A 15,353-nucleotide genomic window follows, 5' to 3' on the forward strand; every position below is an offset into this window, starting at 1 on the left:
GGGCACCCGCGCAGTCGATGATGACGGGATGGTCCTGCAGCACACCGAGTCGGATGACGAAACCGGCAAGGTCAACCACGTCGCCGAGGCGCCGTATACCGTCACGGCGCCGGTCCCCTACGCCCCCGGCGGCGCCTTGCGGAACCCCTTCCCTCCGATTGCGGACTACGGCTTCCTCTCCGACTGCGAGAACACCTGCCTGATCTCGTCGGCGGGCTCGATCGAGTGGTTGTGCGTACCGCGCCCCGATTCGCCCAGCGTGTTCGGTGCCATCCTGGACCGCGGCGCCGGACACTTCCGGCTGGGTCCCTACGGGGTGACGGTGCCGTCGGCACGTCGCTACCTGCCGGGCAGCCTGATCATGGAGACCACCTGGCAGACCCACACCGGTTGGCTGATCGTGCGCGACGCCCTGGTGATGGGGCCGTGGCACGATCTGGACACCCGGTCTCGAACGCATCGCCGCACCCCGATGGACTGGGACGCCGAGCACATCCTGTTGCGCACCGTGCGCTGCGTCAGCGGCGTCGTCGAGCTGGTGATGAGCTGCGAGCCGTCCTTCGACTACCACCGGGAGTCGGCCACCTGGGAGTACTCGGCGGCGGCGTACGGCGAGGCGATCGCCAGGGCGAGCAAGAACCCGGAGGCACATCCGACGCTGCGGCTGACCACCAACCTGCGCATCGGCCTGGAAGGTCACGAAGCCCGCGCCAGGACCCGGCTCAAGGAAGGCGACAACGTCTTCGTGGCCTTGAGCTGGTCGGGACATCCGGCACCGCAGACGTTCGAAGAGGCTTCCGACAAGATGTGGAAGACCAGCGAGTCGTGGCGCCAATGGATCAACATCGGCGACTTCCCCGATCACCCGTGGCGGTCCTATCTACAGCGCAGTGCCCTGACGCTGAAGGGCCTGACCTACTCCCCGACCGGTGCCCTGTTGGCCGCGAGTACGACATCGCTGCCGGAAACGCCTCAGGGTGAACGCAACTGGGACTACCGCTACGCGTGGGTACGCGACTCGACGTTCGCCCTATGGGGTTTGTACACCCTTGGCCTGGACCGCGAGGCCGACGACTTCTTCTCATTCATCGCCGACGTGTCCGGCGCCAACAACGGCGAGCGGCACCCCCTGCAGGTGATGTACGCGGTCGGAGGCGAGCGCCACCTGGCCGAGGAGGAGCTCAATCACCTTTCCGGATACGACAATTCGCGGCCGGTGCGCATCGGCAACGGGGCGTTCGACCAGATGCAGCACGACATCTGGGGCACCATGCTCGACTCGGTCTACCTGCACGCCAAGTCGCGCGAGCAGATTCCGGAGATGTTGTGGCCGGTGCTCAAGCTTCAGGTCGAGGAGGCCATCAAGCACTGGCGCGAGCCCGACCGCGGCATCTGGGAGGTGCGCGGCGAGCCGCAGCACTTCACCTCGAGCAAGGTGATGTGCTGGGTGGCGCTGGACCGCGGTTCCAAACTCGCGGAGCTGCAAGGCGAGAAGAGCTATGCCCAGCAGTGGCGGGCGATCGCCGAGGAGATCAAGGCCGACATCCTGGCCCACGGCGTCGACCATCGCGGCGCGCTGACGCAGCGCTACGGCGACGACGCGTTGGACGCCTCCCTGCTCCTGGTTCCGCTGGTGCGGTTCCTGCCCTCGGACGATCCGCGGGTGCGCGCGACGGTACTGGCCATCGCCGACGAGCTGACCGAGGACGGTCTGGTGCTGCGCTACCGCACCGAGGAGACCGACGACGGGCTGTCCGGCGAGGAGGGCTCCTTCACCATCTGCTCGTTCTGGCTGGTGTCGGCATTGGTGGAGATCGGCGAGATCAGCCGCGCCAAGCACCTGTGCGAGCGGTTGCTGTCGTTCGCCAGCCCGCTGCACCTCTACGCCGAGGAGATCGAGCCCCGTACCGGCCGGCATCTCGGCAACTTCCCGCAGGCGTTCACCCACCTGGCGCTGATCAACGCCGTGGTGCACGTGATTCGCGCCGAGGAGGAAGCCGACAGCACCGGGGTGTTCCAGCCGGCCAACGCGCCGATGTAGTAGCTCATCCTCCGATGAGGGGCCGGCCCAGCGGCAATGCCCGTCCGCCGGTCTCCTCCCAAAGCGCCGCGACGTAGTAGTAACCGGCCAGCGCCACGAAGGCGAAGACCAGCCACCCACCGGCGTGGGTTGCGCCAGTGCTGCCAGTGAGGTTTCCGATCAGGAGCAGGACCAGAGCGACGTCGACGATCGCCAGCAGCGCCGGGTAGGTCCACGGCAGGCGCAGCACCAGGATGGTCAGTAGACCGATCGTCACCAGCCAGCTGGCCAGCCACAGCGCAGTCGTCTGGCCCGCGTCGGCGGCGGCGATGCCGAACCAGTCGTGCGTCAGCCCCAGCGACAGTGCCGCGTAGCTGGCGTAGAAGCCGAAGAACACGCCGTAGACCGTCGCGTTGACGTTCTGGCTCAGCGCCGCGGCCCAAATGGTGGCCAGGAGCAGTCCAACCGCGGTGGCCGACAACAGGATCGGCACGGCAGCGGCCGCGACGTCGACGATGCCGGTGTTCGTCAGACCCAGGCCAAAGCCCCCCGCGACCACCAGGGGCAACGCCAGCAAGCCGGGTTTTCCCTCCTTGGGCTCGGCGGGTCGCTCGACGCCGAAGTCTGCGATGGTCGGGTCCTTGACGGCAAGGTTGGTCATGAGCGCCCCTTCCGAGTGCATGACGAATCACGTTGCAGCAGACGTGGTTACGGCCGCGCAATACATCTGCAACATAGGTCGTGGCACCCGGAGCCAGGACCCTTGCGATCACCCAGAGGAAATCGCCCGCGCTAGAACGGAGGGAGCGGGTCCGGCGGCCTGGGGAGGGCGTGTGCGTCGTGGACCGGCGTCACCCGGACGCGTTGATTGCGTCGCCGCTCCGCCACGATCGCGGCAGTGCGGTCGCCGTCCCGGCTGCGACGCCGACGCGGCATCATGACGTACCGATCGCAGCAGGGTGCGGACCGCTCGACGGTCCGAACCCCGACCGTGGGGCTGCCGAGTCCGGGGAACAGGAGCGCCCCACCCGGATGGGTGACGTAGCGATCGCCCACCGGGGAGGTCCAGATGAGGGTGCCGTCGACGAGCTGCTCGTCCCGCCAGCCCCAGAACGTCTTGAGCAAGTGGTGCGTTCGGCACCTGCAGCTCAGGTTGGACGCCTGGGTAGGACCGCCTCGACTGCGCGGTACGACGTGGTCGACGTCGCAACGGGTCGCGGGCACCGTGCAACCGGGGAAGCGACACGTGAGATCCCGGCAGCGGACCAAGTCGGCCAACGCCCTCGACGGGACGTAGTGCGGTTCGGGCGGCGCTTCCCGGGGGTGGACGAGCGGGCGAACGCGCGCCGCCTTGGCGAGCTCGGCGATCAACTCCGGCGGAAGCAGGCCCTCGAACCCGAGCATCGCGGCCGGCGCCCGACCGGTGCCGTCGACCGTCGCCGCCTCGGCGACCACGTGGATCACCACCGGGCTGGCCGCCCTTCCGCCGGCGGGGCAGCCCGTCGACCCGCATCGGCAACCGAGCCGATCACCACCGGCGGCGAGCACCCCGCAGGCGTCGGCACGGCGTTCGGCGACCGATCGCGGGTCCGCGTCGCACACCGTCATGGCGAGGGCCGTCAGCCGTGCGTTCAAGGCGTGAGCGTCCGGGGCCAGCAGCGTGCCACTGATCTCCGCGAGCCCCCTGTCGACGTCGCCGATCACCACCTCTCGTCCGGCGATCCGATCCTTGCGGCGGCGCACCGCGTCGCGATCCACGTCGGCCACGATCCGGTCGATGCGCGCGGCGACCTGATGACGGTTGAGCCGGCCCCAACGCGGCGCTTGCACCGCGAGGCGTGCGTCCACCTTGGCCATGACCTCCTCGTCGAGGATCAGCCCGGTGCGAAAGACGCAGGTGCGGAACGTCGTTTCGGTGATGTCCCCGGCTACAAACGCGCGCCCGAGCGCGGGCAACTGCTCACGCATGGCGCGGGCGTAGCGCACCTGGCTGCCTGCCAATCCCTGGCTGATGCCCAGTGCCGCAGCGACTTCGGCGGTCACGGCCGCCTCGGCGTCGACGGCCCAGTCCGTAGTCTCTTCGGACTGACTCCGGCGCAGCGCGAACAACTCCCCGATTGCGACCAGCCTCTCCCCCGCGGCGCATGACTCCGCACGGGCCGCCGAGCAGACTCGCTGCACCAGACCGAAGGGAGCTGGGCTTGGATCGAACACATGTGCGATTGTAGTCGCCGCGTCAGACAAGTCTCGACCGAACTCGGGCGGCGGGAGAAGATCGTCCGATGACCTCCGAACCTCACCGCACCGGCCGGCGAGGCGACCAAGCACTACACCGTCGGCGCCGCAGGCAAGAAGGCCGGTGACGACGACGGCCGGGTCCCCCTCTACTGCGAACGCATCGTCGACACCGACGAAGACCTGTTCGTGCGCGACTCACGCGAGGACGAGACTTTCCGGGGCAACGAGGACGAGACCGAGTTCGGCCTGCACAACTACCTCGGCCTGGCCGTCCACGACCCGGCCGGTCGGGTCGTCGGCACGGTGTGCGTGCTCGACGACGCCGCACGCGACTACACCGAGGAGCAACGCCGCGAGCTCGAGACGTTGCGCGCCGACGTCGAGGCCGCGCTGCGCACCGACGACGGCGCCCTCGGCTAGCGCCCTACACCCGCGCCGGCAGCGTCAGCGGTTCGGCAACCTTGTCGGCCAGCGAGTTGTCCGCGAACGCGCCGCGGTACTTGGCCGCCGGGTGGGTCGCGGGAACGCGGTCCGCGCCACCCCCGGAGAGCTTGTGCCGCAGCGTGCCCGACTTGTCGGTGCTCAGCAGCCCGCGTTTGCGCAGCTCGGGGAACAGCAGCTCGGCGATCTCGGAGAAGGTGCCCGGTCGGACCGCGTGGAACACGTTGACCCCGTCGATGCCGGCGTCTCGCCACTCCTCGAGTCGGTCCGCGATCTCGGTGGGAGAACCCACGATCCGGCTGCTGCGCTCGAAGGCGCGGCCGAGGTCGGCGATGGTGGGCTCGGAGGTGCCGGCGGCCTCTGCCGCCCAGCGCGCCCAACCCTGCACGCCGCGAAACTCGCCAAGCTCGGACAGTCGAGTGTCCAGCGGCAAGGCACCCGCGTCGATGCCGGCGTCACCGAGGATGTGGCACAGCACGCCCTCGATGCTCGACAGCTCCTCGATCTGAGCCTCGCGCTCGGCGGCCTCCTCGGAGGTGCGTCCCACGACCAGCGAGAGCCCTTGGAAGAACTTGACGTCAAAGGGATCGCGCCCGTACCCGGCCGCCAGCTCGCGGGTCTCCTCGATCAACCCGCGGGCCGACGCGGGATCGGGGCTGGAGATGAACACGCCCTCGGCGTTGCGGGCCGAGAACCGTTGTCCCACGGGCGAAGCCCCCGCCTGGAACAGCACCGGAACACGCTGCGGTGACGGCGTGACGAAGTGCGGTCCCTCCACCGAGAAGTGCGGCCCGACGTGGTTGATCTTGTGGATCTTGGTGGCGTCGGCGTGGATTCCGGCCTGCTTGTCCGCGCGCAGCGCGTCCTCATCCCAGGAGCCCTCCCACAGCTTGTACAGCACGTCGACGTATTCCTCGGCGATCTCGTAGCGCAGATCGTGCTCGATCAGTTCGTCGTGGCCGTAGTTGCGGTAGGTGTTGTCGGAGAAGCTGGTGACGATGTTCCAGCCGACCCGTCCACCGGTGTAGTGATCCAGCGTGGAGATGCGCCGAGCGAAGTCGAACGGCAGGCTCTGCGCGATCGAGCTGGTGTAGACCAGGCCCAGATGCTTCGTCGCGGTCGCCAGTGCCGAGATGAGCACCGACGGGTCGTTGGTCGGGATCTGCATGCCCTGCCGGGCCACCAGTTCGTAGGACCCGTTCCAGGGCGAGCGCAGTCCGCTGACGTCGGCGAAGAACATCAGGTCGTATCCGGCGCCGTCGAGATAGCGGGCCAGCTCGACCCAGTGCTCGAGCGAGTTGATCTCGTGATTGGCGGCCGACGGGTCGCGCCACAGCCCGTGGATGACGTGTGACGGCGTGTTCATCACGAACGCCGAGAAGTACAGCGGACGGTCCTGGGCAGGCTTGGGCACGAAACTCCTTCTGCGGCGCGGGCGTTAGGGCGCGAAGTACATTCCGCCGACGGCGATGATCAGCACCCCGATCGACAGTACGAGCCACGGCCACCACGCGTGCGGCCGCGCCTCGAGCGCCCAGGCTTCCAAGGTGTCCCCCGCCGACTCCGAACCGCCTGCTGGCCAGCGCCGTTGAGGGCCGAACCGCTGCCATGTTCGGCCCGTCGGATTGAAATCATCCTGCTCCGAAGCCACGCCGCTCACGTGTGCACGCCCCACCCGAACACCCGCGAGGTCAGCAACACCAGGCCCAGCGAGACGGTGGCGACGACGAGGAGCCCGATGATGGCGACCACCAGCGGCCGCCAGCCCGTGCGAGCCAGCTCACGGAAGTTGGTGTTCAGGCCCACCCCGGCGAACGTCAGCAGGAACGCCCACTTCGAGACGTTGGCGAGGTTGGTCAGCTGTCCCTTGCTGAGCCAGCCGGCCGTGGCGATGGCGGACACGGCGAGGAACCCGAGGACGAACTTGGGGAACTTCTGCCACACGAACGCGGCCTTCGCCCCGAAACCCGGTGCGATGCGGTCGGCCTCACCGCGGGCGGCCCAGTACAGCGCGAACCCGAGCACCACGAACCCGATCAGCGCGTTGCGCGTCGACTTCACCAGTACCGCGATCTTGCCCGCCTCCTCGGAGAACAGGTAGCCGGTGGCGGTGGTCTCGGCGGTGTTGTCGACCGCCAGGCCCGCCCACAGCCCGAACTCGTGATCGCTGAGCCCGATCAGGTGACCCAGCGGGGGAAGCGTGAACAAGGCGACCGCACCGAGCGCCAGGATCGCGGCGATCGCGTAACTCGCTTCGGAGTTGCGGGCTCTGATCGCCCCCTTCGATGCGATGATCGCCGACACCCCACAGATCGACGTCCCGATCGCCAGGAGCGACCCGAGCTTGCCCGACAGGCCGAACAACCGGGCGGCGAAGATGATGATGGCGCCGGCCACGGCCATGTCGACCAGAATCTGTATCAGGCTGGTACCGCCCAGCTTGAGGACGTCGCCAAGGACGAATCGCGAACCGAGGGCGACGATTCCGATCTTCAGCCAGAACTCGTAGGTCTGTACGCCCGGTTTGAAGATGCGGTGCACGCCGACGGTGTTGGTGATCAGCAGGCCGATCAGGATGGCCCAGAGCACGTACTCGATGTCGGGGACGGTCCAGTGCTCGTGCTTGGCCAGTGCGTTCCAGCCAATCTGGGCGTACTTGCCGAGCAGGCCGATCACGATCAGCAGCAGCACGCCGGGCACGTAGGCCAACGGATTGCTCGAGGTGAAGGTGTCTTCCTCGAAGCGGTCCTCTTCGGAGGCGACGGACGTCGTACTCATCGGGTCACCACGGAATCTTGGGTAGCAGGTTGGCCACCGCCAGCACGGTGATCACGCCAGCGACGATCGTCGCCCACCAGTCGACGCTCACGCGTGCATACCAGGGCACCTCGGCCGGGGTCGTGGGGCTCGGTTCGCTCACTGCATCTCCTCGTAGACGGCTCACGGCGATCTTCGACGCGGCGTGACCAGCGGACAAGACATCGAATCGCCGTGATCCGGTGGATCAGGAGCTGGCGAGGTAGCGGCGGCGCTCCCAGTCGCTGACGTGCCCCTGGTACGCCAGCCATTCACTGCGGGCGATGTCGGCGAAGTCCAGCACCGAGTCCGGGCCGAGGATCTCCAGGATCGTGTCGTCCTGCGTGGCCAGCGCCAAGGCGGTTCCAAGTGAGTCGGGCAGCGGAGAACCCTTGCCGTAGAGATTGCCCGACGCCGGCGCGGAAGGCCGTCGACCCGCTTCCAGACCGGCCACCACCGCCGCCAGTGCCGAGGCCACCAGCCAGTAGGGATTGGCGTCGGACGCCCCGGTGCGAAGCTCGATGCGGCTGCCGCTCGGGGTGTCTTCGACCAGCGATCGCACCGCCGCACTGCGGTTGTCGCGGCTCCAGTTCACGGTGTCGGGGGCGAAGGAGTCCGGCACGTAGCGCCGGTAGGCGTTCACCGAGTGGGCACCGAAGAGTGTGATCGACGGGAGGTGGTCCAGTAGTCCGGCGATGGCGTACAGCGCGACCTCGCTCTCCGCGCCATCCACTGCTGCGAAGGCCGCCTCGTCCCCGCGCCACAGCGAAATATGCAGGTGGGCAGAGCTTCCCGAGTGTTCGGAGAACGGCTTGGGCATGAAGCTGGCGATCTTGCCGTGTTTGCGCGCCACCTCCTTGGCGGCGTATTTCAGCCGCGAGCCATCATCGGCGGCCGCGAGCGCGTCGGCGTAGACGAGGTTCGTCTCCACCTGACCGGGCCCGTACTCCGTCTGGACACCCTCCAAGTCGACGAATGCACCGAGGGTCTCGTTGAGATCGCCGATCAGCGGGTCGAGGGCGTTGGCGTTCTCCAGTGAGTAGGCGTGGATGTCGTGCTGGATCGGCGAACCGTCGGGTTCCAGGAGGTAGAACTCGAATTCGACGCCGATCTTGGCGGTGTACCCCAGCGTCGCCAGTCGGTCGAGCACCCGCCGCAACACCGCTCGAGGGTCGAGCAGCGACGGTGCGCGGTCGTGGGTCACCACGTCGGAGATCACGTGTCCCACCCCGGGCCGCCACGGCAACCGCCGGAAGGTCGAGAGGTCTGGCACCGCATGGACGTCGGGATAGCCGCCGTTCCAATTGGTCAGCCGGAGCCCGTCGATCACGGTGGCGTCGGTGTTCCACCCCAGCGCCGCCTCGCAGAAGGCGAAGCCGCTACCCTGTGCCCGCTCCAGGAACTGGGCGGCGGGAATGCGCTTGCCCGCGGCGTGACCGAACGGATCACTCCAGGCCACCTCGATCTCGGTGAGCGAACCGTCGGCGAGCCCGTCGACCAACTCCTGGGCAGGTGCGGCCACCTGCTCCACCACCGGGGTCGTCGGCGTCATGACGTCGTTACCGAGGAACCGACCCGGGTGCCGACGGCCAGACCGGTGGCGAACGCGACGATCAGCAGCACCACGATGACCCAGGCCAGCACGCTCGATCCGCCGACGAGATCGCTGAGATTGGCCAGGATCAGGACCAGCGAACCCACCAGCCCGAGCAGTCCGAGGCTGGGTGCGATCCGAACCCGCCACGGCGAGTACCCCTTTCGGTCGCCACGGAAGTACACCAGGACGGCGACACTGGTGGCGATCAGCAGCACCACGATGCCGACGGTCGTCGCACCCGCGAACCAGGTATAGAACTGCGCCGCCGGGTCCAGCCCGAACACCACCGCCAACACGATGGCGAGCGCGACGACCCCCGAGATCCACAGCGACGCCAGATGCGGCGAACCGTGCGCGCCGTGCGGGCGGCTAAGCGAGGCGGGCAGGACGTCCCGCTGCGACAGCGCGAACAGGTAGCGCGACACCACGTTGTGAAACGACAGGATGCAGGCGAACAGGCTGGTGAAGTACAGCACCGTGATGACGTCCGCGCCGAAGGTCCCCAGGTAGCGCTGCGCGGTGTCCCCGAGGAACGACGATCCGGAATCGGTGGCCCGGCGGACGGCCTCCTCGTCCCCCCAGCCCGAGATCAATGCCCAGCTGGTGACGGCGTAGAAGATTCCGATCAGGAGCAGGGACACGTACGTCGCCCGCGGAATGGTCCGCTCCGGGGTGTGGGCCTCGTCGCGGAAGATGGCGGTCGCCTCGAAGCCGACGTAGCTGATGATCGCGAACAGCAGTCCGATGCCCACCGAGCCCGACAGGATGGCATGCGGACTGACGATGCCGGTGGACAATCCGTGATCGCCGCCGCGAACGACGATGACGAGGTCGAGCACTGCGACGATCGCGATCTCGGCGGTGAGCAGCACCGCGAGCACCTTGCTGGACAACTCGATGTTGCGATACCCCAGGTACGTGGTCACCGCGAAGGCCGCCGCCGCGAACAGCCACCAGGGCAGCGTCGGTCCGCCGAACAATTCGACGATGCTTGCACCCGCCGGGCCGAGCAGACCGTAGACGCCCGCTTCGATGGCGAGGTAGCTGACGATGGCGACGAACGCGATACCGATACCCGTCGGGAACCCGAGCGCCTTGCGGACGTAGGAGAAGAACGCGCCCGCTTCCTCGACGTGGGGTGTCATCGCGGTGAAACCGACGGCGAACAACAGCAATACGATCGTCGCGACGATGAACGTCGCCGGGAACCCGGCGCCGTTTCCACCGGCGATGCCCAGCGGCACGACGCCGCCGATCACACCGAGCGGCGCCGCCGCCGCGACGACCATGAATACGATCGAGGCGACACCAAGATTGCCGCGAAGTTTCCTATCGGGCTGGGGATCGCCCAATGTCTCTGCGGGCGTACTGGTTTCGGACATCGGCGACCGTCTTTCGGAGTATTCAACGTGCGGGCAAGGGCACCGTAGGCGGCGGGCGAGCACACCTACCACACCTTGATTCAGCACGAGTCCTAGGACGCCACAATTGGACACATACCGAGCGCCCTGGCCGGTTGCGGCACCAGCGAACGTCGGTAGTCTGCTGGCGTGCCGTCCAGAAGAACGCTCCGGTCCCTCGATGGCAGGGGGAAGGCTCCCCTGAGGGTCGGCGCCACGCCGGTTCCGCACGCGGAGATCCTCGATCACGTCCGAGACGACCTGTCCGCTCGGGGAATCGATCTTCGGATCGAGATCTTCGAGGACTTCGACGCGCCCAATCTCCTGCTGGCGCAGGGCCGGCTCGACGCGAACTTCTTCCAGTATCTACCGTTCCTCGACGAATTCAACCGGCGCAGCCAGGCGCAGCTGGTGCCCCTGGTACCCGTGCACATCGAACCGTTCGGGTTGTACGCCAGGCAGATCGATTCCCTCGAAGACATTCCCGATTACGCCGAGATCGCCCTGCCCTCCGATCCAGTGAACGTCACCAGGGCACTAGCCCTCCTCGACGACCTTGGCCTCATCGAATGTCCCGTCACCGGCGACGCGGTCGTGACGACCGCCGCGGTCCGGGCCAATCCACACGGCCTCGTCCTCAAGGAGGTCGGCAGCCACGAACTGGCCCTGGTTCGGGACGACTTCGACGTCGTCTTCCTCTTCGGAAACCAGGCCATGGGATTGGGCATCGACACCGGTCGGGCACTGCACTGCGACCGGGCAAACCCCGCCTATGCCGAATACCTGGTGGCCGGTCCCGCTTCCTGCCGAGATCCCGCGGTCGGTCTGCTGGCCAACGCCCTGCAGTCGGCGTCGACGCGGGCATTCATCGATTCGACCTACCGCGGACAATTGGTCACGGCCTTCTGAGCACGCGGTTGTCCTCGTGACGACGCAAATCCTGTACCGGGGGTGCCCCGCGGTACACAGTGTGGCCGTGTATCAAGCCGTTCCACAGCGGGAGGACGACCGGGCCACCGACGACGTCCGGGTCGTCGTGGTGCTCGACGTGCCCACTGGCACCGGTTCGGCCGACCACGTGCTCCGGCTTGCCGACGAGTTCGGAAGGACGGTCTCTCAGCTCATTCCCGGCGCCAGGGTGCGCACCGCGATCGCCGTGGACGGCCGGGTGCCGAACGGTCTGAGCATCGATCTGGTCGACCGCCGGGTGAGCATCGACGGCCGCCCGGTGCGACTGGCCTACCGCGAGTTCGCAGTGCTGGCCTACCTCGCCGCGAGACCACACCGAACGGTGTCCAGAGCCGTCCTCGTCAAGGAGGTGTGGGCGGATCGCGCTGGGCAGCAGACCATCTCGAGCCGGGTCGTCGACACCCACATCCGTCGGATAAGGTCCAAACTCGGCGTGCACGCGCAGCGTCTGGTCACCATCCGGGGACGCGGCTACCGATTCGATCCAGGCACCGACACGAGAGTAAGAATCACGGCGGCCAAAACCATCGCGACGCTCACAGCGCATACCTAGCTTGAGACGGTGCGCGACGTGGAGACGATCGACGGTGAGTTGGCGTTGGCCGCGGAAGTGCGGCTGGCGCTCCTCGCAGACGGTTGTGACGCGTCGGCTTGGCAGGTCGACGGCCTGCTCGACGAAAGGCTCAGGGTGATCCGACGAGCTCTCGTCGGCCGAGTTCATTTCACCCTGCCCGCGCGGTTGCAGGACGGTGACTCCTAATCCAGAGGTGACGGCAGCGTGTGCGCGCCCGGGTCGACTCCGAGTCCCGGGCGGGTTTTCCTCGGGCTGATCGCAAACCTCTACTCTCCGGCTGTCCGCGTCTACGTTGCTGCAGTGCCCTCAGACCGCCACCGGAAGCTCTTCTCGCGGTTTGCGGTGATCGGATGGTGACGACGTCTCCGCTGGTCAAGCCCATGAACGCCGTCGGGGACTTCTTCGTCCTGAGCGGTGAGACATTCGCCGCCAGCATCAGACGTCCATTCGCCTGGCGAGAACTACTCGAACAAATCGCCTTCGTGGCGCGGGTCTCCATCTTCCCCACGATCATGCTGTCCATCCCCTACACCGTGCTGATCGTGTTCACGCTCAACATCGTGCTGCTGGAGATCGGCGCCGGCGATCTGTCCGGCGCCGGGGCGGCGCTCGCCTCGGTCACCCAGGTGGGCCCCGTCGTCACGGCGATCGTGGTGGCCGGTGCGGGCTCGACGGCGATGTGCGCCGACCTCGGAGCGCGCACGATTCGCGAGGAGATCGACGCCATGAAGGTGATCGGCGTCAACCCGATCCAAGCCCTGGTGGTTCCGCGGGTCATCGCCGCCACGTTCGTCGCCCTGATGCTGTACTCGGTGGTCGCCATCGTCGGACTCACGGGCAGCTACGTCTTCGTGGTGTACGTCCAGCACGTCACCCCCGGTGCCTTCGTCGCGGGTCTGACGCTGTTGACGGGACTGCCGCAGGTGGTGGTCTCGCTGGTGAAGGCGCTGCTGTTCGGGCTGTCGGCCGGCTTGATCGCCTGCTACAAGGGCCTCTCCGTCGGCGGCGGCCCCACCGGCGTCGGCAACGCGGTCAACGAGACCGTGGTGTTCGCCTTCATGGCCCTGTTCTTCATCAACATCCTGGCCACCGCCATGGGCGTCAAGATCGCCCCGACGCAATGAGTGACGGCCCGTTGCGCAAGGCCGTCGATGCCACGCGCTCGCTCGGCGAACAGACGGCGTTCTACGGCAACGCGCTGGTGTCGACGGCGGACGCGGTCCGGCGCTACCCGGCCGAGGTGTTGCGCCTGATCGCCGAGATGGGCCTGGGCACCGGGGCCCTGGCCGTCATCGGCGGCACCGTCGTCATCATCGGCTTCCTGACTTTGTCGACGGGCGCGCTGATCGCGGTACAGGGCTACAACACCCTGTCCAACGTCGGCATCGAAGCCCTCACCGGATTCCTCGGCGCCTTCCTCAACGTCCGGTTCATCGCACCTGCGACCGCGGGTGTCGCCCTCGCCGCGACCATCGGCGCCGGTGCCACCGCGCAACTGGGCGCGATGCGCATCAACGAGGAGATCGACGCACTCGAGGTGATGGGCATCCGCGCGGTGACCTACCTGGTCGCCACCCGCATCGTCGCGGGTGTCCTGGTCGTCATTCCGCTGTACACCGTGGCGGTGCTGATGTCCTTCCTGGCCACCAGGTTCGGCACCACCGTCGTCTACGGGCAGTCACGGGGTGTCTACGACCACTACTTCTCGACGTTCCTGCAACCCACCGATCTGGTGTGGTCGTTCGTCGCCGCGCTGTCCATGGCCGCGGCGGTCATGGTGGTGCACACCTACTACGGCTTCAACGCGACCGGCGGCCCCGCGGGTGTGGGCGAGGCAGTCGGCCGGGCGGTCCGCACGTCGGTCACCGCAACGGTCTTCGTGCTCCTGACCATCACGCTGTCGGTCTACGGCCAGTCCGGCAACTTCAACCTGGCCGGCTGACACCATGGAGAACTCGAAGCGCCGCAGCGGAATCGACCCGATCTGGTATGCCCCGGTCCTGCTGCTCGTCATCATCGCTCTCGTCGTCATGACCGCGGTGCTGTTCTCCGGCACCTACCGGACGACGGTTCCCGTCACCATCGTCTCCAACCGCATCGGACTCGTGATGGAGAACGGCGCGAAGGTCAAGCTCCGCGGCGTCCAGATCGGCACCGTCGGGTCCCTGGGCACCCAGACCGATCCGCACGGGACTCCGCTGTCCACGCTCCAGCTGAAGCTGGACCCCGGCCCCTTCCAGTACCTTCCGGCCAACGTCGAGGCGGAGATCAAGTCCAGCACCGCGTTCGGCGCGAAGTACGTCGACCTCATCGTGCCGCCGGACCCCAGCCCACAGCCGCTGAAGTCTGGCGCGGTGGTCCAATCCCGCAACGTCACCGTCGAGGTCAACACGGTGTTCCAGACTCTCGAGGCGGTGGTTCAGGCCATCGACCCGGCGAAGCTGAACTCGATTCTGTCGGCCTTCGCCGAGGCGCTGCGCGGCAAGGGTGAACGCATTGGCGAGGCCATCACCGCCGCCAACGACGTGCTGCTGGCGGTCAATCCGCGGATGCCCACGGTCAAGCGGGACTGGCAGCTCTTCGGTCAGACCACCCAGGCGTATTCGGATGCAGCGCAGGACATCCTGTCGATCCTCGATTCGGCCTCGACCACCAGCACGACCCTGGTGACCCAGCAGGGCGCGCTCGACGAACTGCTTCTCGCGTCGGTCGGATTCTCCCAGTCGGCGACCTCGGTCCTGGCGACCAACGAACCCGCATTCGTGCGGACCGCCAACGTCCTGGTCCCCACCACCGACCTGTTGTTCAAGTACTCCCCGACCTACACGTGCCTCTTCCAGGGCGCGCAGTGGTTCCTCGATCACGGTGGCCGAGATGCGCTGGGCGGCAACGGAAAGTCCGTCATCATGGACGCGGCGCTGCTGTTTGGCGACGACGCCTACCGGTATCCGGACAACCTGCCCAAGGTCAATGCCACGGGCGGGCCGGGTGGACGGCCGAGCTGCGGTTCGCTTCCCGACGTGAGCGCGAACTTCCCGGTGAAGTCACTGGTGACCGACACCGGGTGGGGTACCGGGCTGGACATCCGGCCGAACCCGGGAATCGGATTCCCCGGCATCGCCAACTACCTCCCCGTCACCAAGGGCACCCCCGAGCCACCGCGGATTCGGTACGAGGGGCCCCCGGCGCCGGGGCCCGCGCCCGCCTACCCGGGCGCGCCGCCCTACGGCGCACCGGAGTACGGGGCCGACGGGGCCCCGCTGTACCCGGGGGTGTCACCGCCGCCGTGACGACCCACCAGACGACCACCGAGGGAAG

15 protein-coding genes and 1 pseudogene are annotated in these 15,353 nt (G+C 67.6%); 8 read left to right on the forward strand and 8 right to left on the reverse strand.

Features of this window, described 5'->3' with window-relative positions; genetic code table 11:
* Window positions 1-28 precede the first annotated feature (28 nt).
* The gene (locus tag SBI80_RS16965) at window positions 29-2,041 is read left to right on the forward strand and encodes a glycoside hydrolase family 15 protein (protein ID WP_318975973.1); all 2,013 of its coding nucleotides are present in this window, start codon (window positions 29-31) and stop codon (window positions 2,039-2,041) included.
* A 4-nt stretch (window positions 2,042-2,045) separates the two neighbouring features.
* Here the strand turns inward: SBI80_RS16965 and SBI80_RS16970 are convergent, their stop codons facing one another.
* Window positions 2,046-2,681 (reverse strand): GPR1/FUN34/YaaH family transporter, encoded by a 636-nt coding sequence (locus tag SBI80_RS16970; protein ID WP_318975974.1) that lies wholly within the window; start codon window positions 2,679-2,681, stop codon window positions 2,046-2,048.
* 131 nt (window positions 2,682-2,812) lie between these two features.
* Complete coding sequence (locus tag SBI80_RS16975) at window positions 2,813-4,234, reverse strand: HNH endonuclease signature motif containing protein (protein ID WP_318975975.1); 1,422 nt, start codon at window positions 4,232-4,234, stop codon at window positions 2,813-2,815.
* Between the two features lie 168 nt (window positions 4,235-4,402).
* Here SBI80_RS16975 and SBI80_RS16980 point away from each other — a divergent pair.
* Window positions 4,403-4,678, forward strand: a pseudogene (locus SBI80_RS16980) (GAF domain-containing protein); the annotation flags it as partial.
* Between the two features lie 4 nt (window positions 4,679-4,682).
* Here SBI80_RS16980 and SBI80_RS16985 read toward each other — a convergent pair.
* From SBI80_RS16985 to SBI80_RS17010, 6 genes are all read right to left on the reverse strand, one after another.
* Window positions 4,683-6,065, reverse strand: coding sequence for an NtaA/DmoA family FMN-dependent monooxygenase (locus SBI80_RS16985; protein WP_318976237.1), 1,383 nt, complete (start codon window positions 6,063-6,065; stop codon window positions 4,683-4,685).
* Between the two features lie 72 nt (window positions 6,066-6,137).
* Window positions 6,138-6,350 carry a hypothetical protein gene (locus SBI80_RS16990; RefSeq protein WP_318975976.1) on the reverse strand — a complete coding sequence of 71 codons (213 nt, stop codon included), beginning with the start codon at window positions 6,348-6,350 and terminating at the stop codon, window positions 6,138-6,140.
* Window positions 6,351-6,355: 5 nt separating this feature from the next.
* Window positions 6,356-7,477, reverse strand: a complete 1,122-nt coding sequence (locus SBI80_RS16995; protein WP_318975977.1) for a YeiH family protein — start codon at window positions 7,475-7,477, stop codon at window positions 6,356-6,358.
* Between the two features lie 4 nt (window positions 7,478-7,481).
* On the reverse strand, window positions 7,482-7,619 hold the full coding sequence (locus SBI80_RS17000) for a hypothetical protein (RefSeq protein WP_318975978.1): 138 nt from the start codon (window positions 7,617-7,619) through the stop codon (window positions 7,482-7,484).
* An 84-nt stretch (window positions 7,620-7,703) separates the two neighbouring features.
* Entirely contained in the window at window positions 7,704-9,047 is a 1,344-nt protein-coding gene (locus SBI80_RS17005) for a glutamine synthetase family protein (protein ID WP_318975979.1), read from the reverse strand.
* Window positions 9,044-10,474, reverse strand: coding sequence for an APC family permease (locus SBI80_RS17010; RefSeq protein WP_318975980.1), 1,431 nt, complete (start codon window positions 10,472-10,474; stop codon window positions 9,044-9,046). The genes SBI80_RS17005 and SBI80_RS17010 overlap by 4 nt, the downstream gene beginning before the upstream one ends.
* A gap of 168 nt (window positions 10,475-10,642) precedes the next feature.
* Between SBI80_RS17010 and SBI80_RS17015 the strand changes: the two genes are divergently transcribed.
* The 6 genes from SBI80_RS17015 to SBI80_RS17040 all read left to right on the forward strand — a co-directional run bounded on the left by SBI80_RS17015 (window position 10,643) and on the right by SBI80_RS17040 (window position 15,325).
* Entirely contained in the window at window positions 10,643-11,401 is a 759-nt protein-coding gene (locus SBI80_RS17015; RefSeq protein WP_318975981.1) for a MetQ/NlpA family ABC transporter substrate-binding protein, read from the forward strand.
* A gap of 16 nt (window positions 11,402-11,417) precedes the next feature.
* Entirely contained in the window at window positions 11,418-12,014 is a 597-nt protein-coding gene (locus SBI80_RS17020) for a winged helix-turn-helix domain-containing protein (RefSeq protein WP_318975982.1), read from the forward strand.
* A gap of 9 nt (window positions 12,015-12,023) precedes the next feature.
* The gene (locus tag SBI80_RS17025; RefSeq protein ID WP_318975983.1) at window positions 12,024-12,221 is read left to right on the forward strand and encodes a hypothetical protein; all 198 of its coding nucleotides are present in this window, start codon (window positions 12,024-12,026) and stop codon (window positions 12,219-12,221) included.
* Between the two features lie 164 nt (window positions 12,222-12,385).
* Window positions 12,386-13,159: an MlaE family ABC transporter permease gene (locus SBI80_RS17030; protein ID WP_413232738.1), complete on the forward strand. Its 774-nt coding sequence runs from the start codon at window positions 12,386-12,388 to the stop codon at window positions 13,157-13,159.
* The gene (locus SBI80_RS17035; protein WP_318975984.1) at window positions 13,156-13,977 is read left to right on the forward strand and encodes an ABC transporter permease; all 822 of its coding nucleotides are present in this window, start codon (window positions 13,156-13,158) and stop codon (window positions 13,975-13,977) included. Before SBI80_RS17030 ends, SBI80_RS17035 begins: the two co-directional genes overlap by 4 nt.
* Before the next feature lie 4 nt (window positions 13,978-13,981).
* A complete protein-coding gene (locus tag SBI80_RS17040) occupies window positions 13,982-15,325 on the forward strand; it encodes an MCE family protein (RefSeq protein ID WP_318975985.1) in 1,344 nt (447 codons plus the stop codon).
* The last annotated feature ends 28 nt before the right edge of the window (window positions 15,326-15,353 follow it).

This window comes from Mycolicibacterium sichuanense (assembly GCF_033741125.1).
Classification (GTDB): Bacteria; Actinomycetota; Actinomycetes; order Mycobacteriales; family Mycobacteriaceae; genus Mycobacterium.

Coding starts and splice junctions, on each gene's coding strand:
- SBI80_RS16965 (WP_318975973.1), top strand. CDS start 29: ATGGTCCTGCAGCACACCGAGTCGGATGACGAAACCGGCAAGGTCAAC.
- SBI80_RS16970 (WP_318975974.1), bottom strand. CDS start 2,681: ATGACCAACCTTGCCGTCAAGGACCCGACCATCGCAGACTTCGGCGTC.
- SBI80_RS16985 (WP_318976237.1), bottom strand. CDS start 6,065: ATGAACACGCCGTCACACGTCATCCACGGGCTGTGGCGCGACCCGTCG.
- SBI80_RS16995 (WP_318975977.1), bottom strand. CDS start 7,477: ATGAGTACGACGTCCGTCGCCTCCGAAGAGGACCGCTTCGAGGAAGAC.
- SBI80_RS17005 (WP_318975979.1), bottom strand. CDS start 9,047: ATGACGCCGACGACCCCGGTGGTGGAGCAGGTGGCCGCACCTGCCCAG.
- SBI80_RS17010 (WP_318975980.1), bottom strand. CDS start 10,474: ATGTCCGAAACCAGTACGCCCGCAGAGACATTGGGCGATCCCCAGCCC.
- SBI80_RS17030 (WP_413232738.1), top strand. CDS start 12,386: ATGGTGACGACGTCTCCGCTGGTCAAGCCCATGAACGCCGTCGGGGAC.
- SBI80_RS17035 (WP_318975984.1), top strand. CDS start 13,156: ATGAGTGACGGCCCGTTGCGCAAGGCCGTCGATGCCACGCGCTCGCTC.
- SBI80_RS17040 (WP_318975985.1), top strand. CDS start 13,982: ATGGAGAACTCGAAGCGCCGCAGCGGAATCGACCCGATCTGGTATGCC.